Source organism: Nonomuraea sp. NPDC050404 (assembly GCF_040655495.1).
Taxonomy (GTDB): Bacteria; Actinomycetota; Actinomycetes; order Streptosporangiales; family Streptosporangiaceae; genus Nonomuraea.
The window spans coordinates 145078-163769 of the sequence record NZ_JBFAKB010000011.1; the positions used below are offsets into that span (position 1 = coordinate 145078).

20 protein-coding genes are annotated in these 18692 nt (G+C 67.4%); 10 read left to right on the top strand and 10 right to left on the bottom strand.

All coding sequences use genetic code 11. The features are described 5' to 3' along the window. Positions 1-15: 15 nt before the first annotated feature. Positions 16-498: a hypothetical protein gene (locus AB0I81_RS29760; protein WP_360663107.1), complete on the bottom strand. Its 483-nt coding sequence runs from the start codon at positions 496-498 to the stop codon at positions 16-18. 36 nt (positions 499-534) lie between these two features. Here AB0I81_RS29760 and AB0I81_RS29765 point away from each other — a divergent pair, with 36 nt between their 5' ends. From AB0I81_RS29765 to AB0I81_RS29805, 9 genes are all read left to right on the top strand, one after another. Then, a complete protein-coding gene (locus AB0I81_RS29765) occupies positions 535-819 on the top strand; it encodes a hypothetical protein (RefSeq protein ID WP_360663109.1) in 285 nt (94 codons plus the stop codon). Continuing rightward, positions 816-1667, top strand: a complete 852-nt coding sequence (locus tag AB0I81_RS29770; RefSeq protein WP_360663111.1) for an SAM-dependent methyltransferase — start codon at positions 816-818, stop codon at positions 1665-1667. The genes AB0I81_RS29765 and AB0I81_RS29770 overlap by 4 nt, the downstream gene beginning before the upstream one ends. A 5-nt stretch (positions 1668-1672) precedes the next feature. Continuing rightward, a complete protein-coding gene (locus AB0I81_RS29775; RefSeq protein WP_360663113.1) occupies positions 1673-1951 on the top strand; it encodes a hypothetical protein in 279 nt (92 codons plus the stop codon). Between the two features lie 370 nt (positions 1952-2321). Then, positions 2322-2483: a hypothetical protein gene (locus AB0I81_RS29780; protein WP_360663115.1), complete on the top strand. Its 162-nt coding sequence runs from the start codon at positions 2322-2324 to the stop codon at positions 2481-2483. Positions 2484-2543: 60 nt separating this feature from the next. Further along, positions 2544-3722: a methyltransferase domain-containing protein gene (locus tag AB0I81_RS29785; RefSeq protein WP_360663117.1), complete on the top strand. Its 1179-nt coding sequence runs from the start codon at positions 2544-2546 to the stop codon at positions 3720-3722. A gap of 138 nt (positions 3723-3860) precedes the next feature. Beyond that, positions 3861-5072: a 4Fe-4S cluster-binding domain-containing protein gene (locus tag AB0I81_RS29790; RefSeq protein ID WP_360663119.1), complete on the top strand. Its 1212-nt coding sequence runs from the start codon at positions 3861-3863 to the stop codon at positions 5070-5072. Beyond that, positions 5065-6555 (top strand): enoyl-[acyl-carrier-protein] reductase FabV, encoded by a 1491-nt coding sequence (gene fabV, locus AB0I81_RS29795; protein ID WP_360663121.1) that lies wholly within the window; start codon positions 5065-5067, stop codon positions 6553-6555. The genes AB0I81_RS29790 and fabV overlap by 8 nt, the downstream gene beginning before the upstream one ends. Then, positions 6543-7103: a hypothetical protein gene (locus AB0I81_RS29800; protein WP_360663122.1), complete on the top strand. Its 561-nt coding sequence runs from the start codon at positions 6543-6545 to the stop codon at positions 7101-7103. Before fabV ends, AB0I81_RS29800 begins: the two co-directional genes overlap by 13 nt. 131 nt (positions 7104-7234) lie before the next feature. Next, the gene (locus AB0I81_RS29805; RefSeq protein ID WP_360663124.1) at positions 7235-7441 is read left to right on the top strand and encodes a helix-turn-helix domain-containing protein; all 207 of its coding nucleotides are present in this window, start codon (positions 7235-7237) and stop codon (positions 7439-7441) included. Between the two features lie 67 nt (positions 7442-7508). Here AB0I81_RS29805 and AB0I81_RS29810 read toward each other — a convergent pair whose 3' ends face one another. The 4 genes from AB0I81_RS29810 to AB0I81_RS29825 all read right to left on the bottom strand — a co-directional run bounded on the left by AB0I81_RS29810 (position 7509) and on the right by AB0I81_RS29825 (position 9895). Then, the gene (locus AB0I81_RS29810) at positions 7509-7766 is read right to left on the bottom strand and encodes a hypothetical protein (protein WP_360663126.1); all 258 of its coding nucleotides are present in this window, start codon (positions 7764-7766) and stop codon (positions 7509-7511) included. 79 nt (positions 7767-7845) lie between these two features. Continuing rightward, on the bottom strand, positions 7846-8064 hold the full coding sequence (locus tag AB0I81_RS29815) for a hypothetical protein (protein WP_360663128.1): 219 nt from the start codon (positions 8062-8064) through the stop codon (positions 7846-7848). A gap of 39 nt (positions 8065-8103) precedes the next feature. Next, positions 8104-8916 (bottom strand): N-acetylmuramoyl-L-alanine amidase, encoded by an 813-nt coding sequence (locus AB0I81_RS29820; protein WP_360663130.1) that lies wholly within the window; start codon positions 8914-8916, stop codon positions 8104-8106. Between the two features lie 13 nt (positions 8917-8929). Further along, entirely contained in the window at positions 8930-9895 is a 966-nt protein-coding gene (locus AB0I81_RS29825; protein ID WP_360663132.1) for an N-acetylmuramoyl-L-alanine amidase, read from the bottom strand. A 514-nt stretch (positions 9896-10409) separates the two neighbouring features. On the opposite strand from AB0I81_RS29825, the gene AB0I81_RS29830 reads away from it, so the two are divergent. Next, entirely contained in the window at positions 10410-11423 is a 1014-nt protein-coding gene (locus AB0I81_RS29830; protein WP_360663134.1) for a calcium-binding protein, read from the top strand. A gap of 208 nt (positions 11424-11631) precedes the next feature. Here AB0I81_RS29830 and AB0I81_RS29835 read toward each other — a convergent pair whose 3' ends face one another. Genes AB0I81_RS29835 through AB0I81_RS29855 form a run of 5 tightly spaced genes read right to left on the bottom strand, consistent with a single transcriptional unit; the run spans position 11632 to position 18651 of the window. Beyond that, positions 11632-11970 carry a hypothetical protein gene (locus tag AB0I81_RS29835; protein WP_360663136.1) on the bottom strand — a complete coding sequence of 113 codons (339 nt, stop codon included), beginning with the start codon at positions 11968-11970 and terminating at the stop codon, positions 11632-11634. Next, the gene (locus AB0I81_RS29840; protein WP_360663137.1) at positions 11967-12608 is read right to left on the bottom strand and encodes a hypothetical protein; all 642 of its coding nucleotides are present in this window, start codon (positions 12606-12608) and stop codon (positions 11967-11969) included. Before AB0I81_RS29840 ends, AB0I81_RS29835 begins: the two co-directional genes overlap by 4 nt. Further along, positions 12609-15410, bottom strand: a complete 2802-nt coding sequence (locus tag AB0I81_RS29845) for a fibronectin type III domain-containing protein (protein WP_360663140.1) — start codon at positions 15408-15410, stop codon at positions 12609-12611. It lies immediately after the preceding gene. Further along, entirely contained in the window at positions 15407-15910 is a 504-nt protein-coding gene (locus tag AB0I81_RS29850) for a hypothetical protein (RefSeq protein ID WP_360663142.1), read from the bottom strand. Before AB0I81_RS29850 ends, AB0I81_RS29845 begins: the two co-directional genes overlap by 4 nt. An 11-nt stretch (positions 15911-15921) precedes the next feature. After that, positions 15922-18651: a hypothetical protein gene (locus AB0I81_RS29855; RefSeq protein ID WP_360663144.1), complete on the bottom strand. Its 2730-nt coding sequence runs from the start codon at positions 18649-18651 to the stop codon at positions 15922-15924. Positions 18652-18692: the final 41 nt, after the last annotated feature.

Consider the following 18692-nt stretch of genomic DNA (forward strand, 5'->3'; position numbering starts at 1 on the left):
TGCCCGCAGTCTGGGTTACACGGGCACGATCAGTCGAGGTTTTCCCTGCGATGCTCCGTAGTTGAGGGTCTGCCAGGTGCCTGAAGTCTCGCACCCCTCGCGGGGAAAGCCGATCACCAGGTGGCCGCGATCGACCATCCACCGGTTCCGCGCGTGGTAAGCCGGTGTCGCGAGGTCGGCAGCGCGCAATTCGACGATCTCAGCGATGCGGTTACGGCACTCGGCGATGGCGTGACGTGCCTCGGCAGGCTGGTCCTGCACAAAACGCGGCACGACAACCGTGATGCGCGCCTCCGTGCTGCCAGCCAGCCACAGCAGGGTCAAGCTATCGATGCCGCGCGCACCACCAATGTAGAAGTGCGCATCCTTCGTGGCGAATGGTGCCAGGAAGGTGCTGAACATGTCGGCGTACCAGATGAGTTCGCGATGCCCCGTCGATCTCGTCCCCGTGATAGCCGCGACCACAGGCATGATCATCTCCGTGTCATAGGTTGTCATCTCCCGCTCGCCTTGCCGCGGCGGTGGGATCAAGGCATGGACGCGAATCCCACGGACATTCTGCACGACCTCCTCAGGGCGCGCGGGCTGTCTGTGGCGCAAGGCGACGGCACGACGGTCGTGGGAAACCCCCTGCATCCGCTGTTCAGCTCGGTCTTAACCACCGTCAACGGCCGTTACCTGACGGGCTACGGATACGAGCTCGGCGAGCAGGGCGACGAAGTCGCAACCGCTGATCGTTTCGCCTTCCTACTCGGGGCACCCGCAATGGTTCCGCCGCCAAGTGGCGGACGTACATCCCCTACCGAGGTTTTGCCATGACTCTCGACAACAGCACGGTCGATCCGCCCGATGGCGGACCCGGCCGCACCTTCGACCCGAACATGCCGGCTCCGGCCCGTACCTACGCCGTCCTGCGTGGGGCGAACAGGGACGGGTTCGCCGCTGATCGGGAAGCCGCCAGGGTGCTGCAGCAGACGATCCACGAGAAGGTGGACGAGGTAGTGCAGGAGAACGCCGCCGCGCTGGTCCGCGCCGTCGCGCACCTGGCGCGGCAGGGGTTCGTGCAGTTCGCCGACTTGGGATGCGGTCGGCCCGTGGATGCGCCGGATGCGCTGGGGCTGCCGAACCTTTACGACGTCGCCGCCGCAGTCAACCCTGGGGTCCGGTGGCTCGCCCTGGACTCCGATCAGCTGGTCGTGACCGCCTGCCGGGCGCTGCTGCGCGGGCCGAACGTGGAGGTGGTGCAGCAGGACCTGGCGCACAGCGCGAAGGTGCTGGACGCGATCAACTGGCACCTCTGCGGGGCCACGCCGGTCGTGGTCCTCATGGGCGCGGTGCTGCACTTCCTGACCGACGAGCAGTGCACCAATCTGCGGTTCGCGCTGCGGTCCCGGCTCAAGCCCCGTAGCAAGATCGTGATCACCCACGTGACCGGCGACGGCATGGATCCGGACGTGGTCAAGCGGGGCCAGATCCGGTACGAGGAACTGCACGGTGTCCCGATGTACGTCCGCACTGAGCATGAGGTCATGGGCCTGGTACGGGACTTCCATGTGCCTGACCCCGGCGTTGTCCGGACGGTGGACTTCCTGCCGGAACCGGGCGACCGCATCCCGTTGGAAGACCTGCCGCATTTCTACGCCGTGCTGGCAGAGGTCAGGGACTGAGGAACATGTTCGCGACCGAGAGCGATGCCGAAGCCGACCGCCGCGGCCGACGGTACGTGCGCGACCACCAGCAGCGGTTTCCTGACTGGCTGCTCTTCTATTCACCGCACGAGCGTGGCCTGCTCGCGTTCTACCTCGGCTCCTGCCCGTCCCCCGGCATCTTCGTGGCGGCCCCTCACCCCGACGTGCTCCTGCGACGTATGGCCGAGGCGATCCAGCCCTTGCGGCGGCCCCTGCTCGCGCCGAGGCGGCCGACGCCGTCCGGCCCTCCTGACGGGAGCTGACACGGGTGACAAGACGAGACGCGGCGACCACGCAGCCCACACCAAGCACCGGGTCTGCCCATCGTCACGTTTCGGCGCGGCCGGCCGAGCACGCACGCTCATCCATAGGTCGGCCGCGCGCTGCGGCGCGGGCTCGGAATCCGATCACCGTCGTGACCCGCGTCGCTCACCACTCGTGCCCCACGGCGGGACCCCCATCCGGCGGGGGCACGAGCTTCACCTCCGGCCACCGTCATCCCTCGACCCCAGGGATGGTGAGCCTCACCCGCTCCGGCCGGACGCGAGGAGGGCGGACAAGGGTCGTCTGTCCGCCCTCCTCGCCCTCCTGGGCGCACGACGCCCCCAACATGCTGCGCAAAAGGTGACATCGATGAGCGTTTTCTTCTACGCCGTCTTCAACTTGGAGAGGCGGAAGGGTCGCACCGCTCAGGAGGCGCCAGCGGCCGCCGCCGACACCAACCCCTCTGATGCCGCTCACCCCTCGGCGCCAGAACAGATCCGTCTCACGAAAGTCGAACATCATGACGGCTGACCAGGCCATCACCACCCGCCCCATCCCCTCAGTCCGGACCCCGACCGTGAGCGGTGACCAATGAGTGACCGCAGCGAAATCGCCGGCGGATACTTCCTTATGGACTGGAAGGAGCCCGCGCGCCGGCTCGCCGCCGAGGTAACCCCGCCCGCGTCCCGGTGGCGTAGCGCGGTCGAGCACACCAAGCGGCACCCGTTCGTGCCACGCTGGTGGACCGCAACTCCCGAGGGGTGGAAGCTGGTTGTCGGCGACGATGACACCGAGCAGTGGCAGGAGCACGCCTACCGTGACCGGACGCTGGTCACCCGGGTCGGCGATGTGCACGCCGACCACGCCGCCCCCGGCGTCTGCCTGTCGCAGGGCTCGCCGACGTCGTCGTCCACGCACCCCAGCCTGCTCGTGAAAATGTACCGGCACGCCTCCATCGACAACCGCTCCACCGTCCTGGACGTCGGCACCGGAACCGGCTACGGCACCGCCCTGCTGTGCTACCGGCTCGGCCACAGCCGCGTGACCGCGATCGACGTGGACCCCTACCTCACCGGCGCCGCCGAACAACGGCTCGATGAACGCGGCTGGCGGCCCCGGCTCCTGACCGCCGACGCCACCGGCCCGATCGACTGGGAAGGAGACCGCATCATCGCCACGGTGGCGGTCCGGCCGATCCCTGCGTCGTGGCTGGCCGCACTGCAGCCGGGCGGCCGGCTGGTGACCACGGTCACCGGGACAAGCCTGATCATCGTCGCCGACAAACAGCCGGACGGCGGCGCGGCCGGCGTGGTCGACCATGGCCGGGCCGGGTTCATGCGCACCCGCACTGGCGCCGACTACCCGGACCGGGACGGGACGGTCCTGGCACGCGCCCGCGCCGAGGAGGGCGAGCAGGTCGAGTCCAGCCAGTACCCGGTGATGGATGTCGTCAACGCGTGGGACGTGAGCTCGATGCTGGACATCATCGCCCCCGGCATCGAACACCGCCACATCACTTACGACGACACGCCTGATCGGGTCGCGCTCATGGCACATGAGGACGGGTCATGGTGCCGTGCCGAGGAGACCGGCGGCAAGGTGACGATCCACCAGGGCGGGCCACGCCGTCTTTACGGCTACCTGGACCAGGTACGCGAACACTGGCTCCAGTACGGCGAACTGCCCATCCGCGGCGCGGCGGTGACCATCACCCCGGACGGGATGATCACACTCAAGCGCGGGAACTGGACGGCGACCATCGGCCGGTAGCGGCCTTCCCTCTGCTGCGGCCCGTGCCCCCGTGATGGTCCGCAGCCGTCGCCCCGGCAAGGGCCCGGTCCGGGGCGACGATCGTGGGGGCGACCTGCGCCGCCCCCACGACTGCTCTGGGCCACCAAGGAGAACCACGTGATCAAGGAAGGCACCGCGACGTTCATCCACGGACGCGGCCCCGTCATCCCCTACCAGGGGAAGTACGCCGTCAAATCACCGCACGTGTTCGACCGCATCCACGACCGCTGGCACAAGGTGGGCCTGGCCGACGCCCCCTACCGTCCGCTGCGCTTCGAGTTCGAGCTGACGACGAAGTGCAACGACTCCTGCCCGACCTGCGGCATGGGCGCCCTATCTCTCCAGGCCGGGCGCACCCTGACCGACGCTCAGCTCGATCATCTGCTGGCTGAGTTCGTAGATGTCGGCTTGCCCAGCGTCGCCATCACCGGCGGGGAACCCTTCGTCGCGATGCGCGCCCTGCTGAGGTTCATGACCAGGGCGCGCGGCATCACCGACATCAGCAAGCTGACCACGAACGGCATCTGGGGGTCCGAGCGGCGCTGCGGTCGCACATTCGATCAGCTCGTCGAGGCCGGGCTGCTGGACAACCGGCTGTTCGTGCCGCTGCTCATGGTGTCCATCGGCGAGCAGACCACGCCCCTGGACCGGGTGGCCCGGATCATCCACCAGGCCGTCAGCGAGTTCACCGACCACGACCTCAACATCGCGGTATCCAGCCTGGCCGACCCCGCCGACCGGCAGCACAAGATCTACGACCTGCTGCGCACGTACGAGGAGTCCTACGGGGATTTCCCGCATGACCGTGTGCATTCCACGATGCGGGTCTACCTCGACAACGAGCGCCTCCCCGATCAGGCCGGTATTCACCGGCCCGGCCACACGACGGTGGCCGACTGGATGGATGAGTGCTACGACTGCTTCGCCCCCACGGTCGGCTCCTATGTGCTGCCCACCGCCCTGCTCCAGAAGGACGGCAGCGTCTACGCGTGCGCGGCGTTCAACGTGCCGGGCAAGCTCGCCTTCGGCAACCTGTTCACCGACCCGCTGCGCACCATCCTGGAACGCACCAACCGGTCAGCCTACGTCGCCACCGTGCGCGCCGGCGGTGGCCTGAAGGCGCTGCACGACGTCATCCCCCGCGCCGAGACCGAGAGGATGACGTGCGGAAGCTTCTGTGGGTCGTGCTCGCTGCTCATCGACGCCTTCGACCAGCGCACCGGCGAGCAGACCGGCGGGAACAATCCCGCTCACGGCGATGGCCTGCCGCTGGTGCCCGCCGAAGCGCTGTGGGCGCGATTCCCGAGAGAGGAGGCGCCCCGTGGGTGACCCCCGTATCGACGAGACCGTGGTCGCCGCGGTGGCCACGGCCGCGCGCCTCACGCCCGGTGACTGCGCAGACCCCGCGTTGCGCCTGTGGCATGAGCTCGGGATCGATAGCCTCGGGCTGCGACGACTCATCCAGCATCTCGAAGCTCGTTTCGGCATCACCGTTCCCGACGAGGACACCGGCCAGGCCCACACGGTCGGTGACCTTCAGGCAATCGTTCACCGCCTCGCGGACACCAGCCGGCCCGCAGGCCCCGACCAGACAGGCACAGGTACGTACACGATGACGGCACGCATCATCCAGCCCCGCGGGCGTGGTTACCTCTTGTTCGACTCCCATCCCGCCGGGTGCGCTCGCCTCGTGCAGGACATGAGCGACCAGGTCGCCCCGGCGAGCACCGCCGCGAGGGACGACCGGCCGACCGCGCTGATCATCGGGTCTAGCGCCGGATACGGCCTGGCCGCCGCCATCGCCGGCATCCGCCGCTACGGCATCCAGGGCGTCGGCCTGTGCTTCGAGCGGCCTCCGAACGACCGGCGCACCGCTACCGCAGGCTGGTACCGCACCATCGCGACCGCCGAGTTGGCCGCCGAGACGGAGAGCAGGTTCTCCTTCGTCAACGGCGACGCGTTCGCTGACGACACGAAACGACAGGTGCTCGACCTGCTCGCCAAGCAGTACGAGGGCGGCATCGACTACCTGATCTACAGCGTCGCCGCACCGCGCCGGACCGACCCCGTCACCGGCCAGACCCACCAGTCCGCGCTCAAGCCCCTCGACCGCGGCTCCGAAACCAAGACCCTGGACTTCGGTGGCGACACGCCGACGTTGAAGGACGTCTGGACCGACCCCGCCACCGACGACGAGAAAGCCGACACGATCAAGGTCATGGGCGGGGAGGACTGGGCCCTGTGGGTGGACGCCCTCGCCGGCCAGGGCCTGCTGCGCCCGGGTTTCACGACGGTGGCGCTGTCCTACATCGGCTCGCACCTCACCGAGCAGATCTACCGCCAGGGCACGATCGGCGCTGCCAAGGCCCACCTGGAGAACACCGCGCTCATCCTGGACGGAGAACTCCGGCCAGATGGTGGGCGGGCCCTGACGTCGGTCAACGGCGCGGCCGTCACGCAGGCGTCCACCGCCATCCCAGGAATCGCCCTCTATACCAGCCTGTTGCGCGGCGTGCTCGGCAAGCACATGCACTCCCCCATCGCACAGTCGATCGACATGTGGGACCAGCTCACCAACACCCGACCGCTCCAACTCGACGACGAAGGGCGTCTCCGGCTCGACGGCTGGGAACTGGACCCCGCTGTCCAGGAGCAGGTGAGCGAGCGGTGGGAGCAGGTAACGGCGGACAACGTCGGCGACCTGGCCGACATCGGCTGGTTCACCAGCGAGGTTCACCGCCTGTACGGCTTCGACGTGCCCGGCATCGACTACGCCGCACCCTACGAGACGGACCTCCCATGGCCGGCCTGATAACCGGGGAGGGCGCGACAGTCGATCACACACGCGTCCGGGAAGCCGAAACGTACCTGCGACGGCCGCGCGGAACCACGTACGCCGGACGCCGGGCACGCTACGACGCCGCAGCCGACCGCCTCTACGCGGCGGGCATCTCCAACACCGACATCCTCGCCGACGTAGGAGCCGGCTGGACCGAACTGGACGTATGCCTGCGCGTGGACTGGGGATGGCGAGGCCGATACGTGCCCGTGGACGCCTGGCTCGACGGCGTCGATCTGAACCAGTGGACACCACCCAGAAGCTTCGACTGGTTCACCGCCCTGGAGGTACTGGAACACCTGGAGGAGCCCGAGCGGCTGGTCCGTACGCTTCAGCAGCACGCGACAAAGGGCGTCGTCGTGACAACACCGAATCCGCAGGTGTGGGACGTCCTGGCGATGGACCCCACCCACGTCTGCTCCATCAGCGCAGCGACACTGCAGAACTGGGGATTCCAGACTGGCCTCTTGACCTTCTACGGCAAACACGAGGACGGGATCATCGGGCTGTGGACCCGCTGATCTGATGCCGAATGCGCCCCACTCCCTCCGTACAGGAGGAAGTGGGGCGTATCTCATCGGCGAGTACTGCCTTCGCAAGCTGTATAGCTTGCGGCAAGATGGAATGACTAAAACATATCTCGGGAGACTCGATGCCACAGAGCAGCACAGCAGAAGACCTGACGGCCGACATCGTCAGCAAGTACGTGGACGGCGGCTTGAGTGTCCGTCTTGTTGGCGAGGCGGTCGGCAAGAGCTACGGCTACGTCCACCGGGTGCTGATGGAGGCTGGCGTCACCCTGCGGCCGCGCGGCGGCTCGCGGACGAGGACGCCTTCGGTCGAAGCGGATGGCAACTAGCTGCAGAAACGCGGAAAACGCCCCGCTTCTCCCATCAGGGAGAAGCGGGGCGTACCCGTTCGAGCGGTTACCGCTGCGTGTCCGGCAGATCGGGGCGAGGCGTGTGCCGCGCCTTCCATCCGGCGACCGCGGCCAGAGCAGTCGGCACCAGCGGCAGCGCGACGGCTTCGATCCAGTCGGGCAGGAACGCGATCATGCTGGGGTCGGCAGCGACCGCCTGCAGCACCGCCAGGCCGGCCACTCCGGACAAGTAGGCGGTCAGCGTCATGGCCTTGACCTTGGTCTCGACCTTGGGCTTGGAGTAGGTAACAGGCTCACCGTGCATGTGCCCCTCCTCAGGGACAGGCCCGCCACTCGGCGGGCAAACGTGTATAGGCGCGAGCGGTATTGCTAGCGTGAAAGGGCTATTTCGGGGGCAGGGCGGCCCGGACGAAAGAGTCCTTGGCCTCCAAAAGCTTGCGCAGCCCCACCGTCAGCTCCGTGCAGTCCGGCATTGTGTCGATCATCTGCTGAGCCAGGTCGGCGGACGGCTTGGACACCACCTGCAGGAACGGCGGCAGGTGGTCGTACTCGAAGTAGCGGGCGATGGCCACTGTGGCGGGGTGGCGTCCGATGACGTTCATGTGCCTCCTTGGGGTATCGCGCGAGCATTATTGCTTGCGTCAAGTTAGAGCGGCCTCCCAGCAGGAGGCGTCCCACTCCAGCGGGTCCGCGCCGGACGGGATCTTGTGTGTCGACTTGAACGCCTTGACCTTCTTCACCAGGTCGACCTCGTTCGGGTCGTAGGTCGAGCTGTGCAGGTTCGCAGGCTCGAATCCAGCGGCAAACAGGACAGCGCGCATGAGCCGCACGTGCCGGTGCGAGTCGCCCGGCTTCAGGATCGGCAGGTTCTTCACCAGGGCCTCCGTGGTTCTCGGGGTGGGCTGGACAAACGGGACCGGCACAACGGGCGGGGACGGCGGCCGCGGCGCTCCCTGCTCCACCCAGGCCGACAGCGGAATGCCGGGGCACGGCGTGGCCGCGCCGTCCTCGTGCCCCTTGATGTCGTTGCCCGCGTTGCCCTCGGCGCGCAGGTACTCGATCGCGTCCCGGATGCCGTGCAGCAGCAGGTCGTTCGGCTCCGTGAAGCCGGAGCTGCCGACCAGGGCCAGGACGGCGTAATGCGCCGTGTTCCGTCCCTGACCGTTGGACGCCGGCAGCGCGTACGGGCCGCGGCCGACGAACACGCGGCGGTGCGGGCAGCAGATCACGTTGTAGCCGATGTCGATCATCGGCTCGGCGCGGGCCCCGGCCATGTGTTCGGACTGGATGGCCTTGATGAGCTTGCCGCACACCTCGTGGTCGGTGGCGATCTGCTCGTCGACGTGGCCGCGCGTGTAGTGGATCTTCACGCCGTCGGTGCCGGGGATGTGGGTGTAGGCCGTCGTGGGAGTCTCCGCTCCCCACGTGCGGCGGCTGATGAGTCGGATGCTCACAGGTACCGCCCTTCTAGCGGTTGAACATGGCGATCTTGGCCATGGTCACCTTCTCGACCACCGCCGCAGCGTCGGTCGGGTTGATGATCCGGAGCCGGAGTTGGTTCTTGGTGTTGAGCGCGAACTGGCCGCCTACGGACTGCTCCACCCTGCCGTTGACGTCTGCGCGGAAGCTGAGCCGCCAGGCGTCGTCTTCGAACTGCTTGCCGTCACGGTCGTACCGCGACCACGCAACATCGATCTCCGCGCCAGGCTTCAGGCCGCGGACCTTGACCAGGCCGTCCACGATGCACCAGCGGCCGGCCTTCGCCAGGACGGCGACGCCGTCCGCGCCGTGACCGGGCGGGTCGTCGGCGTACTCGGTGTGCCAGCGCACCGCCGCCTCGCCGCCAGCCGGGACCGACTGGTCCTCACCAGCCCCCAGAGAGATCACCTCGGGCACGTCGTCCTCCTCCTGCTTGTCGGGCTGTTCCGGGTTCTTGATCAGCGCGGCTACGCGCCCCCGGAAGGTGTTCATGTTGATCGAGTGGGGGTCCACCTTGCCGGTGTTGACCTCCTTGTGGCCGCGCACTCTGGACGCAGGCAGGTCGAACTCCCGGCACAGCTCCGCGCAGAGTGCGTGGTAGGAGTCGAGCTGCACCTGCGGCCACGCCGTACGACCGTCGTTTTCGGCCTCGATGCCGATGGACGTCGAGTTCATGTGGTTGGCGCTGGTCGACGGCGCGTTGTGCCAGCACCGCCCAGCCGCAACGACCCAGATCCGGCCGGTGTGCTGAAGCCAGATATGCGACAGCGGCCCATCGAGGCCCGGCCTGCCGTTCACCACGACATGCCGATCATTGAAACCGGCTGTGTGGTGGCAGACCACGCCCTCAACGGAGGGCTGCTGCCCGTGGCCACGGGACTTCCATCCGCCGACCTCCGTCACCGGGAAGCCGGTCTTCCGCGCGACCTCGGCAAGCTGCGTCAGCCATGGCATGTGATCCCCCTTGTGTTGGTCGATGCTTATCTGCACTTGGCCGCTCTCTACGCCATGGGTGATCGAGGTATGAGGTTGCGGTCCGGTGTGTCCTGATGTGGCCATACGCGGAGGGTTGCCGGGATGAAGGTTCAGGCGCACACTCGCCTCTGGTAGGTACCGCACCCCACCTCAGTCGCCTTCAGTCCTAGGTAAAGGAGAGCGGCCAGTCCTACCTTCACAGCGCGCGACCGGGCAGCCTTTGAGGCACACGTTCTGAGCCCGGCACAGCACAATGATCGCGACCACCTCGCGTCCTTGACGCAACGCGTGCTCGCGCTCGGGGGACCATCGCCCGTCCATGGAACGGCTTCTGACCGTCCTACTCGATGGGTGCCATGACCGGCGCTCCGTCTCCTCATGGAACGGGGCCGCCCGCGCGTCTCCCCGGAGGGGATTCATGCACATCCTCAGCACTCGATCGCCTCGCACCGCACACGCCTTCACCGCACGCGGCAGGCGTCTGCTGATCTCTATGACCGCCGCCCTGGCGCTGGGGTTCGCGGTCGTCGCCTCGACCGCCTCCCCAGCCTGGGCGGTGGCTCCGGCCAACGACAACTTCGCCAACGCCCAGGCCCACACCGCGTCCTTCGCCGACAGTGTCAGTACCGTGGACGCCACCACCGAGGGCAGCGAACCTGACCCGTCGTGCAGCTCCACCCCCGTCCCCAGCATCGCGTACAAGACCGTCTGGTACTCGCTGACCCTGTCCGCCGCCACCACGGTCACTGCCGACACCGCCGCTTCCAACTTCGACACCGTGCTCACGGTCTACACCGGTGCCGGCCTCGGCTCGCTGACCGAGATCGCCTGCAACGACGACGGCATCTCCCCCGGAGGGGCCTCGACGCTGTCCTTCTCCGCCAGCGCCTCCACCACCTACTGGATCCGCGTCGGCGGCTGGAATGACGGCTTCGGCCCTCAGCCCTATTCGCAAGGCACCGCGGTACTCAATGCGCAGGCGCTCCCCGCATGCACGATCACCGGCACTTCCGGTAACGACACCCTGAACGGCACCAGCGGCAACGATGTGATCTGCGGCCTGGAGGGCAACGACACCATCAACGGCGGCAACGGCAACGACATCATCTCCGCCGGTTTCGGTGATGACATCGTTGACGGCGGTAACGGCACCGACACCCTCTACGGCGACTACGGCGACGACGCCATGGGCGGCGGCAACGGCGCTGACACCCTGTTCGGTGGCCCTGGCGCCGACACCAATGACGGCGAAACTCTCCTCGGGGGACTGCTGCACCTGTTCGACAACGGCAGCGACACCATCGACGGCGGTCCGGGAGATGACGACCTCGACGGCCAGAACGGTGACGACACCCTGATCGACCACACCGGCACCGACACCATGAGCGGCAATCTCGGCAACGACAACATCGACGTCCAGGACGGCGTCAGCGGCGACACCGCCAGCGGCGGCCTGGGCAGCGACACCTGCACCGTGGATGCGGGCGACTCCACCAGCAGTTGCTGATCTCATTTCTCCTCACCCCGATCGCGGGTGCGCCGGGCCTGAGCCTGTCGCACCCGCGGTCTGGAATGTCGAGGTTGACGACTGGTCGTCGTGATGGCGCTCGGCCTCATCTCGCGTTGCGCGTAGGAAGGTGAGCGTCTTGATCACGACGTCGAGAGCCGTGACAAGCAGGTGAAGCAAGTGCAGTTAATTGAGCGAGAGCGGCCAGTCAGCCGCGAGTGAGCTGAATCAGCGCGATCACCGCGCCCGCCACGGCAACCAGGACGGTGACAACGGCGATGATCTGCCGGGTACGGTCGGTGAGCTGCAAGCGGGTCACAGCCTCCCGTTCCACCGTGTCCAGGCGAGTCTCCAGCGAGACGTACCGGGCCTCGGCCGCCGAGCGGTCCTGCTCGACCCGCTTCACCAGCTCGGCATGCCGACCGTCGACCTGGTCGAGCCTCTGCAGAATCAACGCCGTACTCCCGTTGGTCCGCTCGAACCCGAGCTCGACCGCGCCGCGTAGCTCGGACAGGGCCAGCGCAAGGCTGGGCGGCTCGTCGCTCACCCGGCACCTGCGGGAAGCATGCCAAGGAACGTCGCAGCCGGCTTGTTGTAGAAGTCGGCGTGCGTCACGGTACGGCGCTGCCACTCCACGGCCAGACGCCTGGACTCCACCCGGATCGGATCCAGTCGTGTCGCCTTGACCGGGGCCAACGGATCCGATGGGGCGGCCCTGTCGGAGCCGACAAATGCGAGCGCGCCTTGTCGGTCCGCCAGTGGCGCCGGGTCTACCCGCGCGATGCTCTCCTTGACCAAGGCAATCTTGGCCAGGCACGCGTCACGCCGATCCTGGTCGGAAACTCCTCTTGTCCAGCACGTCGGCATGTCGCGTATCTGGTCGATCACTTCGGCGAGCTTCGGGTTCTGTGCGGCGAACGGATCGTCGGCGGCCGGGATCCACGGCTCATGGAGGATCACGTCCAGAATCGTGTCTATGTCGTCCGGGTCGATGCAGTATTCGGCAGCTCGCCACTCCATCGTGCTGTGCGGCATCATGCCCAGCATCGACTCGCCATCGGGCCGGACCATTTTCAGGCCCCACAGCGGTTCGGCACCCATGGGTGCACGCTTCGCTTCATCGCCGTCCTGGAAATGCATGGGGCTGTAGCCCAGTTCAGCATCCCAAATAGTCCAGACTTCCATTTATGACGCTCCATTGTGTCGAAAGCTCCACCAATAAGTTGCTTTGCCGGTGAGAGGGCCAGAGGATCCGCCTGACCTGCTCCACCCCACGTCGAAATATTGTTGATTCGAGGCAGTAATGCACCAGGTGAAATTTTCCTGACCAGCACCGTCACGCACAGTACAGACGGGGCCCATGTTGTCGCGCATGGTCGGCCCGTACCAAACCCTCTCTCCAATCTGGTCTTCGTCGGAAACGAATGAACCCGAATGAATACCCCACGTGTTCGATGCGCTCGCGTAATCCCACCACTTACCGATGTGCGTGGTCATGCCGGAGCCGTCCATCCACATGTACTGGGAATCGACGCCACCATCGTCATAGCCGATGCGCGAATAGCTTTCAGCGCTTTCCAAGAAACCCCCGTTGGGGTTGCTGTTATTCGGGTTCAGAATCTCCAATTTGGTCCATCCGGCAGCGATCGTCATGCGTGTCTGTGCAGTTCGGCCGACGTTGGTCCCGGACGTGATACGGAAAGTTGCCTCGCCCGGAAAATCGTTATCGCTGCTCCACAGCCGCGAATAATTGGTGCTGTTGCCCGGGTAGAAGCGGATGTCCAATGTGCTGGGGTCAATCACGATTCGCTGTCCGGCTGTGCCCGTACGGATCAAGCTGCCCGTGATGGTCTTGCCGTTGATCGCGTCAGCGGCCAGTTTCGCCGCTGTGATCGCGTTTGCGGAGATCTTGTCGGCCGTGATCGCGTTCGAGGAGACGTGACTCGCCTGGATCGAGCCCGCGGCCACCTTGTCCGCCGTGATCGCGTTGGCGGCGATCTTGTCGGCCTCGATCGCCAGCGCCCGGATCAGGCGGCTTGTGATTGAATCGGCGGTGATCTTCGCGTCGCCCGGGATCGTCCCGTCGATGATGTGCTCAGCACCGTCGATGATTTCGCCGATCAAGTCAGCGTCAACCAGCGGCACTGTGGCAATCACCCCGGCCGCTGTCGGCTGCGACTCGTTCCCGCTGCGGTCGATCGCGGTCAGCCACACCTCGCGAGGCTCGTTGTACGGCTGATCCGGAATCACCACGACGCCGGCCGCCGTCAGGTAGTCGACCTCGACCGCAGGCGTGCCCGGTGCAAGCGGGTCCTGCATCCACACGCGAACCCGCTCGAAGTCGATCGGCATCGGCACGCCACCGGTGCCCAGGCCGTCCCACGCGACATGGATCACGCCCAGCCTGGTCGTCAGCGTCGGCGCGGACGGCACCGGCGGCGGGGTGGTGTCGTTCGGGATGAGCACGGCGACTGGCGGGCTGAACTCGCCCTTCGTGCCGTCGTTACCGACCGCGCGCACCTTGAACGCGTACTCGGCGTCCACATTCAAGCTCGACACGCTCACCGACACATCGCCGGACGCGGTCTGCGCCACCAGATACCACAGCTCGCCCTCAGCGTTCGGCCGGGCGTACACCTCGTAGCCGCCAACGTCGAGCGCGACCCCGTTGACGTCCGCAGTAACCGGCCCCCACGTCACCACCGCGATGCCGCGCCCGTACCCGCCCGCGTCCAGATAGGCATCCGGTTCCACGATCAGGCCCGGCGGTGCGGCCGGGACACGACCGCTGGAGTCCGGCGCTGGCGTAGCGCCGGACCCTCCGGACGACACGCCGCCCGCGAGTATGCCAGCGCTTTTGCGTGCAAGCTTGATGTCGTCTTCCAAGAACCGATCGTTGAGCACGAGGTTGCCGGACAGTTTGCCGTCGCTCGCCCGGGACACCGTGATCTGCCGGATCCGGAGCGGTTCCATGCCGCCGCCGTCGCCTGGCGCGAGCACCGTGTCCCCCGGCGCGTAGTTGGCCCACGGCAGCCAGCGTGCGACGTCGAACACGACCGATCGGGTGATCTGCACTCGTTCCTCGGCCGCGCGGCTCAGAGCGGCCTGTCCGAGCGCGGCGGCCGTCCCCGCGTCGCTCACCCCGCCCTGTTGCTGGTAGGTCTCCCAGCGGCCCCACGGCGACGCGGAGGGGTCGTTGGCGATCTCGTGAGTGAATCCGTTCTCGCCAGCAATAAGGATTGCGGAGGAGAGATCTTCCAGCGTGGCGTCATCCGGGGCCTGGTCCACGTCGCGGCCAAGCCACAGGTCCACCAGCGCCGGGCCAGACGATCGGTCCGTGGCCATCACGGTGCCCTCGTTGAACACCTGCAGCTCACGGCCGCGCATCCGCCAGTCGATCACGCCCTGGTCGGACAGATTGAGCAGCAAGGTCAGCAGGTCCACGCCAGGCTCCAGCGCGATCGTCAGCGTGGCTGCCCACTCCTTGCCGTCACTGTCGACGCTGCTGCTGAACTCGGCGGTCATGCCGTCCAGCGCGCCCCGGGCCTTCGCCTCATCGATGAGGGTCCGCAGCACCGCACCCACCGGAACGGCGTTGAACTGCCGTTTCCCATCGACCATCCCGGCGGTCGGGTACAGCACGGCCTTCTTGAACTGCCAGGCGTAGCCAGGGCAGGTGTAGCTCCGCTTCCCCGCCTGGTCAGTTACGTCCGAGCCGCGCTTGATGCGCAGAACCCGACCGTTGGGCGGCTCCACCCAGTCGCCGCCCGCCAGATACTCCAGCGCGATTTCGCACGGCCGCGCAAGCAGTTCCGCGCCAGCCGCGTGCGTTGAGTAGTCCAGCCGCAGCGATGACACATCGTTCAGCGGGGCCGCGGACTCGAAGCTCAGCGGTGACGGTAACAGCCCCAGCCTGCCGCCATTCGGTTCGTACGCCACCAGGCGCAACGCGTACCGGGGCAAACCAGCGGGCAGTATCACGCTCACTGGCCGCCTCCTTTCTTCATCTCGGCCTCGTGGGAGAGCCGGTATCGGTCCATCTCCATGCGAATCGTCGCCGCCTTGACGGGGTCGATCCGGGTCTGATCTCGGATGACCTGCAGCGGGTCGGCCTGCGCTTTGGCCACGCGGCCGGTTCCAGCCGCCGCCGTGGTGACAACGCCGTACTTCGCCTTGCACACGTCCAACTGCTCGTTCACCTGCGCGCGGGCCGTCTCGACGTCGAGCAGCGCCGGGGACGGCATGTCCAGTTCCCCAGCCGCGTGCGCGGGCGCGAGCAGCGGCGCATGCAGGATCACGTCCAGCGCCTCATCCACGGTGGCCAGCCCGTACTCCGCGGCCCGGACCTCGACGGCTTCCTTCGGCACGTAGCTGACGAACGTAGCGCCCGGGTCGCCGAAGACCGGCTTGTACGTGATCAGCCATGCGTCCTCGCCGGGACTGCTGACCTCCCGAACCTCGGTGATCTGCCACTGCTCAACCGCCATCGCTCCCCCTTTCACATCCGCCAGGCCCACATGTTCAGCTGCACGGTGAACTGCGTCGGCGCGCCCAAGCTGCTCTCCGAGCTGCGGAACGAAAAGTTCGTCGTCGTCGGGTTCCGCATGTGGAAGGCCAGCCGGTCCGGGATGGGATTGTCCGCCGTGAACACCACGCGCGGGATCGTCACCATCGTGAACGTCCAGTTCACGGAGTACGACGAGCCGCCCGACAGCGACACCGACCGCATCAACAGGCCGGCCTCACTACCCGAGAACGACCACTTCCCGGCGAACTGGGTGGACGCGGCGTTGAACTTGAAGCGCTGCAAGTTCGCTGAGATGTCGTTGTAGCCGACCTCAAGTTCGTTCGGCTTCGCGACCAGGTAGCCGCCGCCGGCGAGCCCGTTGGTCGGGTTGACGATGGCGATCCGGTAGTCGGTGGCCGCGTGCACGACGCGGGCCTGCGCGGTGCCCGACCCGCTAACGCCCGACACGGTGACGACGGTGGCCTCACCGGGGTACATCGACCCGTCCACGTACATCCGCGCCGGGTTCGTCCCGCTGCCCGGCAAGAACCTGATCTCCGGCTGCGTCGCGCCGGTCGGGTTGATGACGAGCCGGTTGCCGGTCAGGCCGGTCGCGAGTTGCCCGACGATGCTCACCGCGCCGGTCGAGGACACGTCCACCGTCTGCACGCCACCCTCGTCGTACGCGGTCAAACCGTCGTCGTTGAGCTCCACCCGCGCCGCGTTCGGGTCTCCGGCCACGATCCGCGTGACCAGCGCCAGGATGGCCGCGAGCTTGTCGGCCGTGACCTGGTTGGCGCCGATGTGCGACGCCTCGATCGCCCCCGCCTGGATCTTGTCGGCCGTGACCGCGTTGGCCGCCAGCGCGCCAGTCGTGATCGACTCGTCGGCGGCGTCGCCTTCCACGAGCTGCACCGCGGCGATGACCGCGCTCGCGGACGGGCCAGACTCGTTCCCGGCGTGGTCGACGGCGGTCAGCCAGAACTCGCGCAGCGCGCCGTATGGCTGGCCGGTGACGACGATCGACCCGGCCGCCTGCAGGTAGCCGACCTCGGCCGCGCCGGGGGCGAGCGGGTCTTGCATCCACGCCCGCACCCGGTGAAAGTCGGCCGGCATCTGCGCCGAGCCGAAGCCGAGTCCTTCCCATCCGACGTGGATCACGCCGAGCCGAGCCGACAGCGCGGGAGCGGTCGGCACTGGCGGCGGGGTGTCGTCGACCTCGATGAGCGCGGCGTACTCGTCGGAGAACACGCCTTTGACGCCCTGCGACGTGGCGCGGACCTTGAAGGCGTACTCCTGGCCAACGAGCAGCGGCGAGTACGTCGCCGTGGTGTCGCCCGGTTCCGTGGTGGCCACCAAGAACCACGGCGCGCCGACGATGTTCTCCCGCATGAACAGTTCGTACGAGTCGATGTCGATCGCTTCACCGGTCACGTCCAGGAGCACCGGCCCCCACGTCGCGGTCACCTGACCCTGCGCGTGCCCGGACGCGTCCACGTAGGTGATCGGGTTCACGATCAGGCCCACGGGCTTCGCCGCCGTGCGCCCGCGCGGTGACGGCGGCGCGGGTGGCGCGCCGGATCCGCCGGACGCGGTGGAGCCGCCGACGATGCCGGCCGTGCGGCGGGCGAGCCTGATTGACTGTTCAAGGAATCGGTCGTTGAGCACGACGTTCCCGCCCACCGTGCCCTTGTCGTCCTTGGTGAGGGTGATCTGCCGGACCCTAAGCGGCTCCAGCGCGCCGCCGCTCGCCGGGGCGATGATCTTGTCTCCGAGCTGGTAGTCCCGCCACGGCAGCCACCGCGCGCCGACCGGGGTGATCTCCCGGGTGTGCTGCACGCGCTCCTGAGCGGCGCGCAGCAGCGATCCCTCGGCGAGCAGGAACGCGGTCCCCTCATCCGAGACGCCGCCCTGGCCGATGTAGTTTTCCCACCGGCCCCACGGCAGGACCGCGCTGGACCCGTACGACCGGCGGAACCCGTCATCGCCAACCACCAAGACGGCATTCGCGGCATCCTCCAGCGTGCCCGAGTCCGGGGCGTCGAGCACGTCACGGCCAAGCATCAGGTCCACACGCGGCGCGGCCGTCCGGTCGCGCGCCAGCGCGCTGTCAGCGTTGTAGACGTGGAGCGTCCGGCCCTCCATGCGGAAGTCGATCACGGACTGCTCAGCGAGGTTGATCAGCGTCGTATGCGCGTCCAGGCCCAGCCGGTAGTAGATGGTCAAGCTTTTCGCCCACGGCTTGTTGTTGCTGTCGCGGGTGGTATTGAACGTCCAGTCGAACTCGGGGAGCGAGCCACGCGCCTGCGCCTCAGCAAGAAACGACTGCAGGATGCTGCCCGGCGTCGCGCTGGTGAACGCCCTCTTTCCGTCGACCAGCGGCGCGGACCCGGGAAACAACACGACCTTGCGCAGCTGCCAGCCGTAGCCAGGCAGCTCAAACGCTTCGACGCCAGCTACGTCGGTTACGGCTGTGCCGCGCCGAATCCTCAGGAACCGCGAGTCCGGCGGCTCCGTCCAGGTGTGTCCGTCCTCCGACCACTCCACCGCGACTTCGCACGGCTGCGCGAGCAGGTCCGCGCCGATGGCGTGACGGCTGTACCGAAACGTCAGCGCGGGCACGTCGTTCAGTGGGTATCCGACCTCGAACCCGAGCGGATGCGGCAGCAAGCCCAGCCGGTCGCCGTTGGGGGCGTAGGCAATGAGGCGGACGTCGAACACTGGTTCCCTTCCTGCGGGCCACAAGCGAGCGTCGCGTGCTA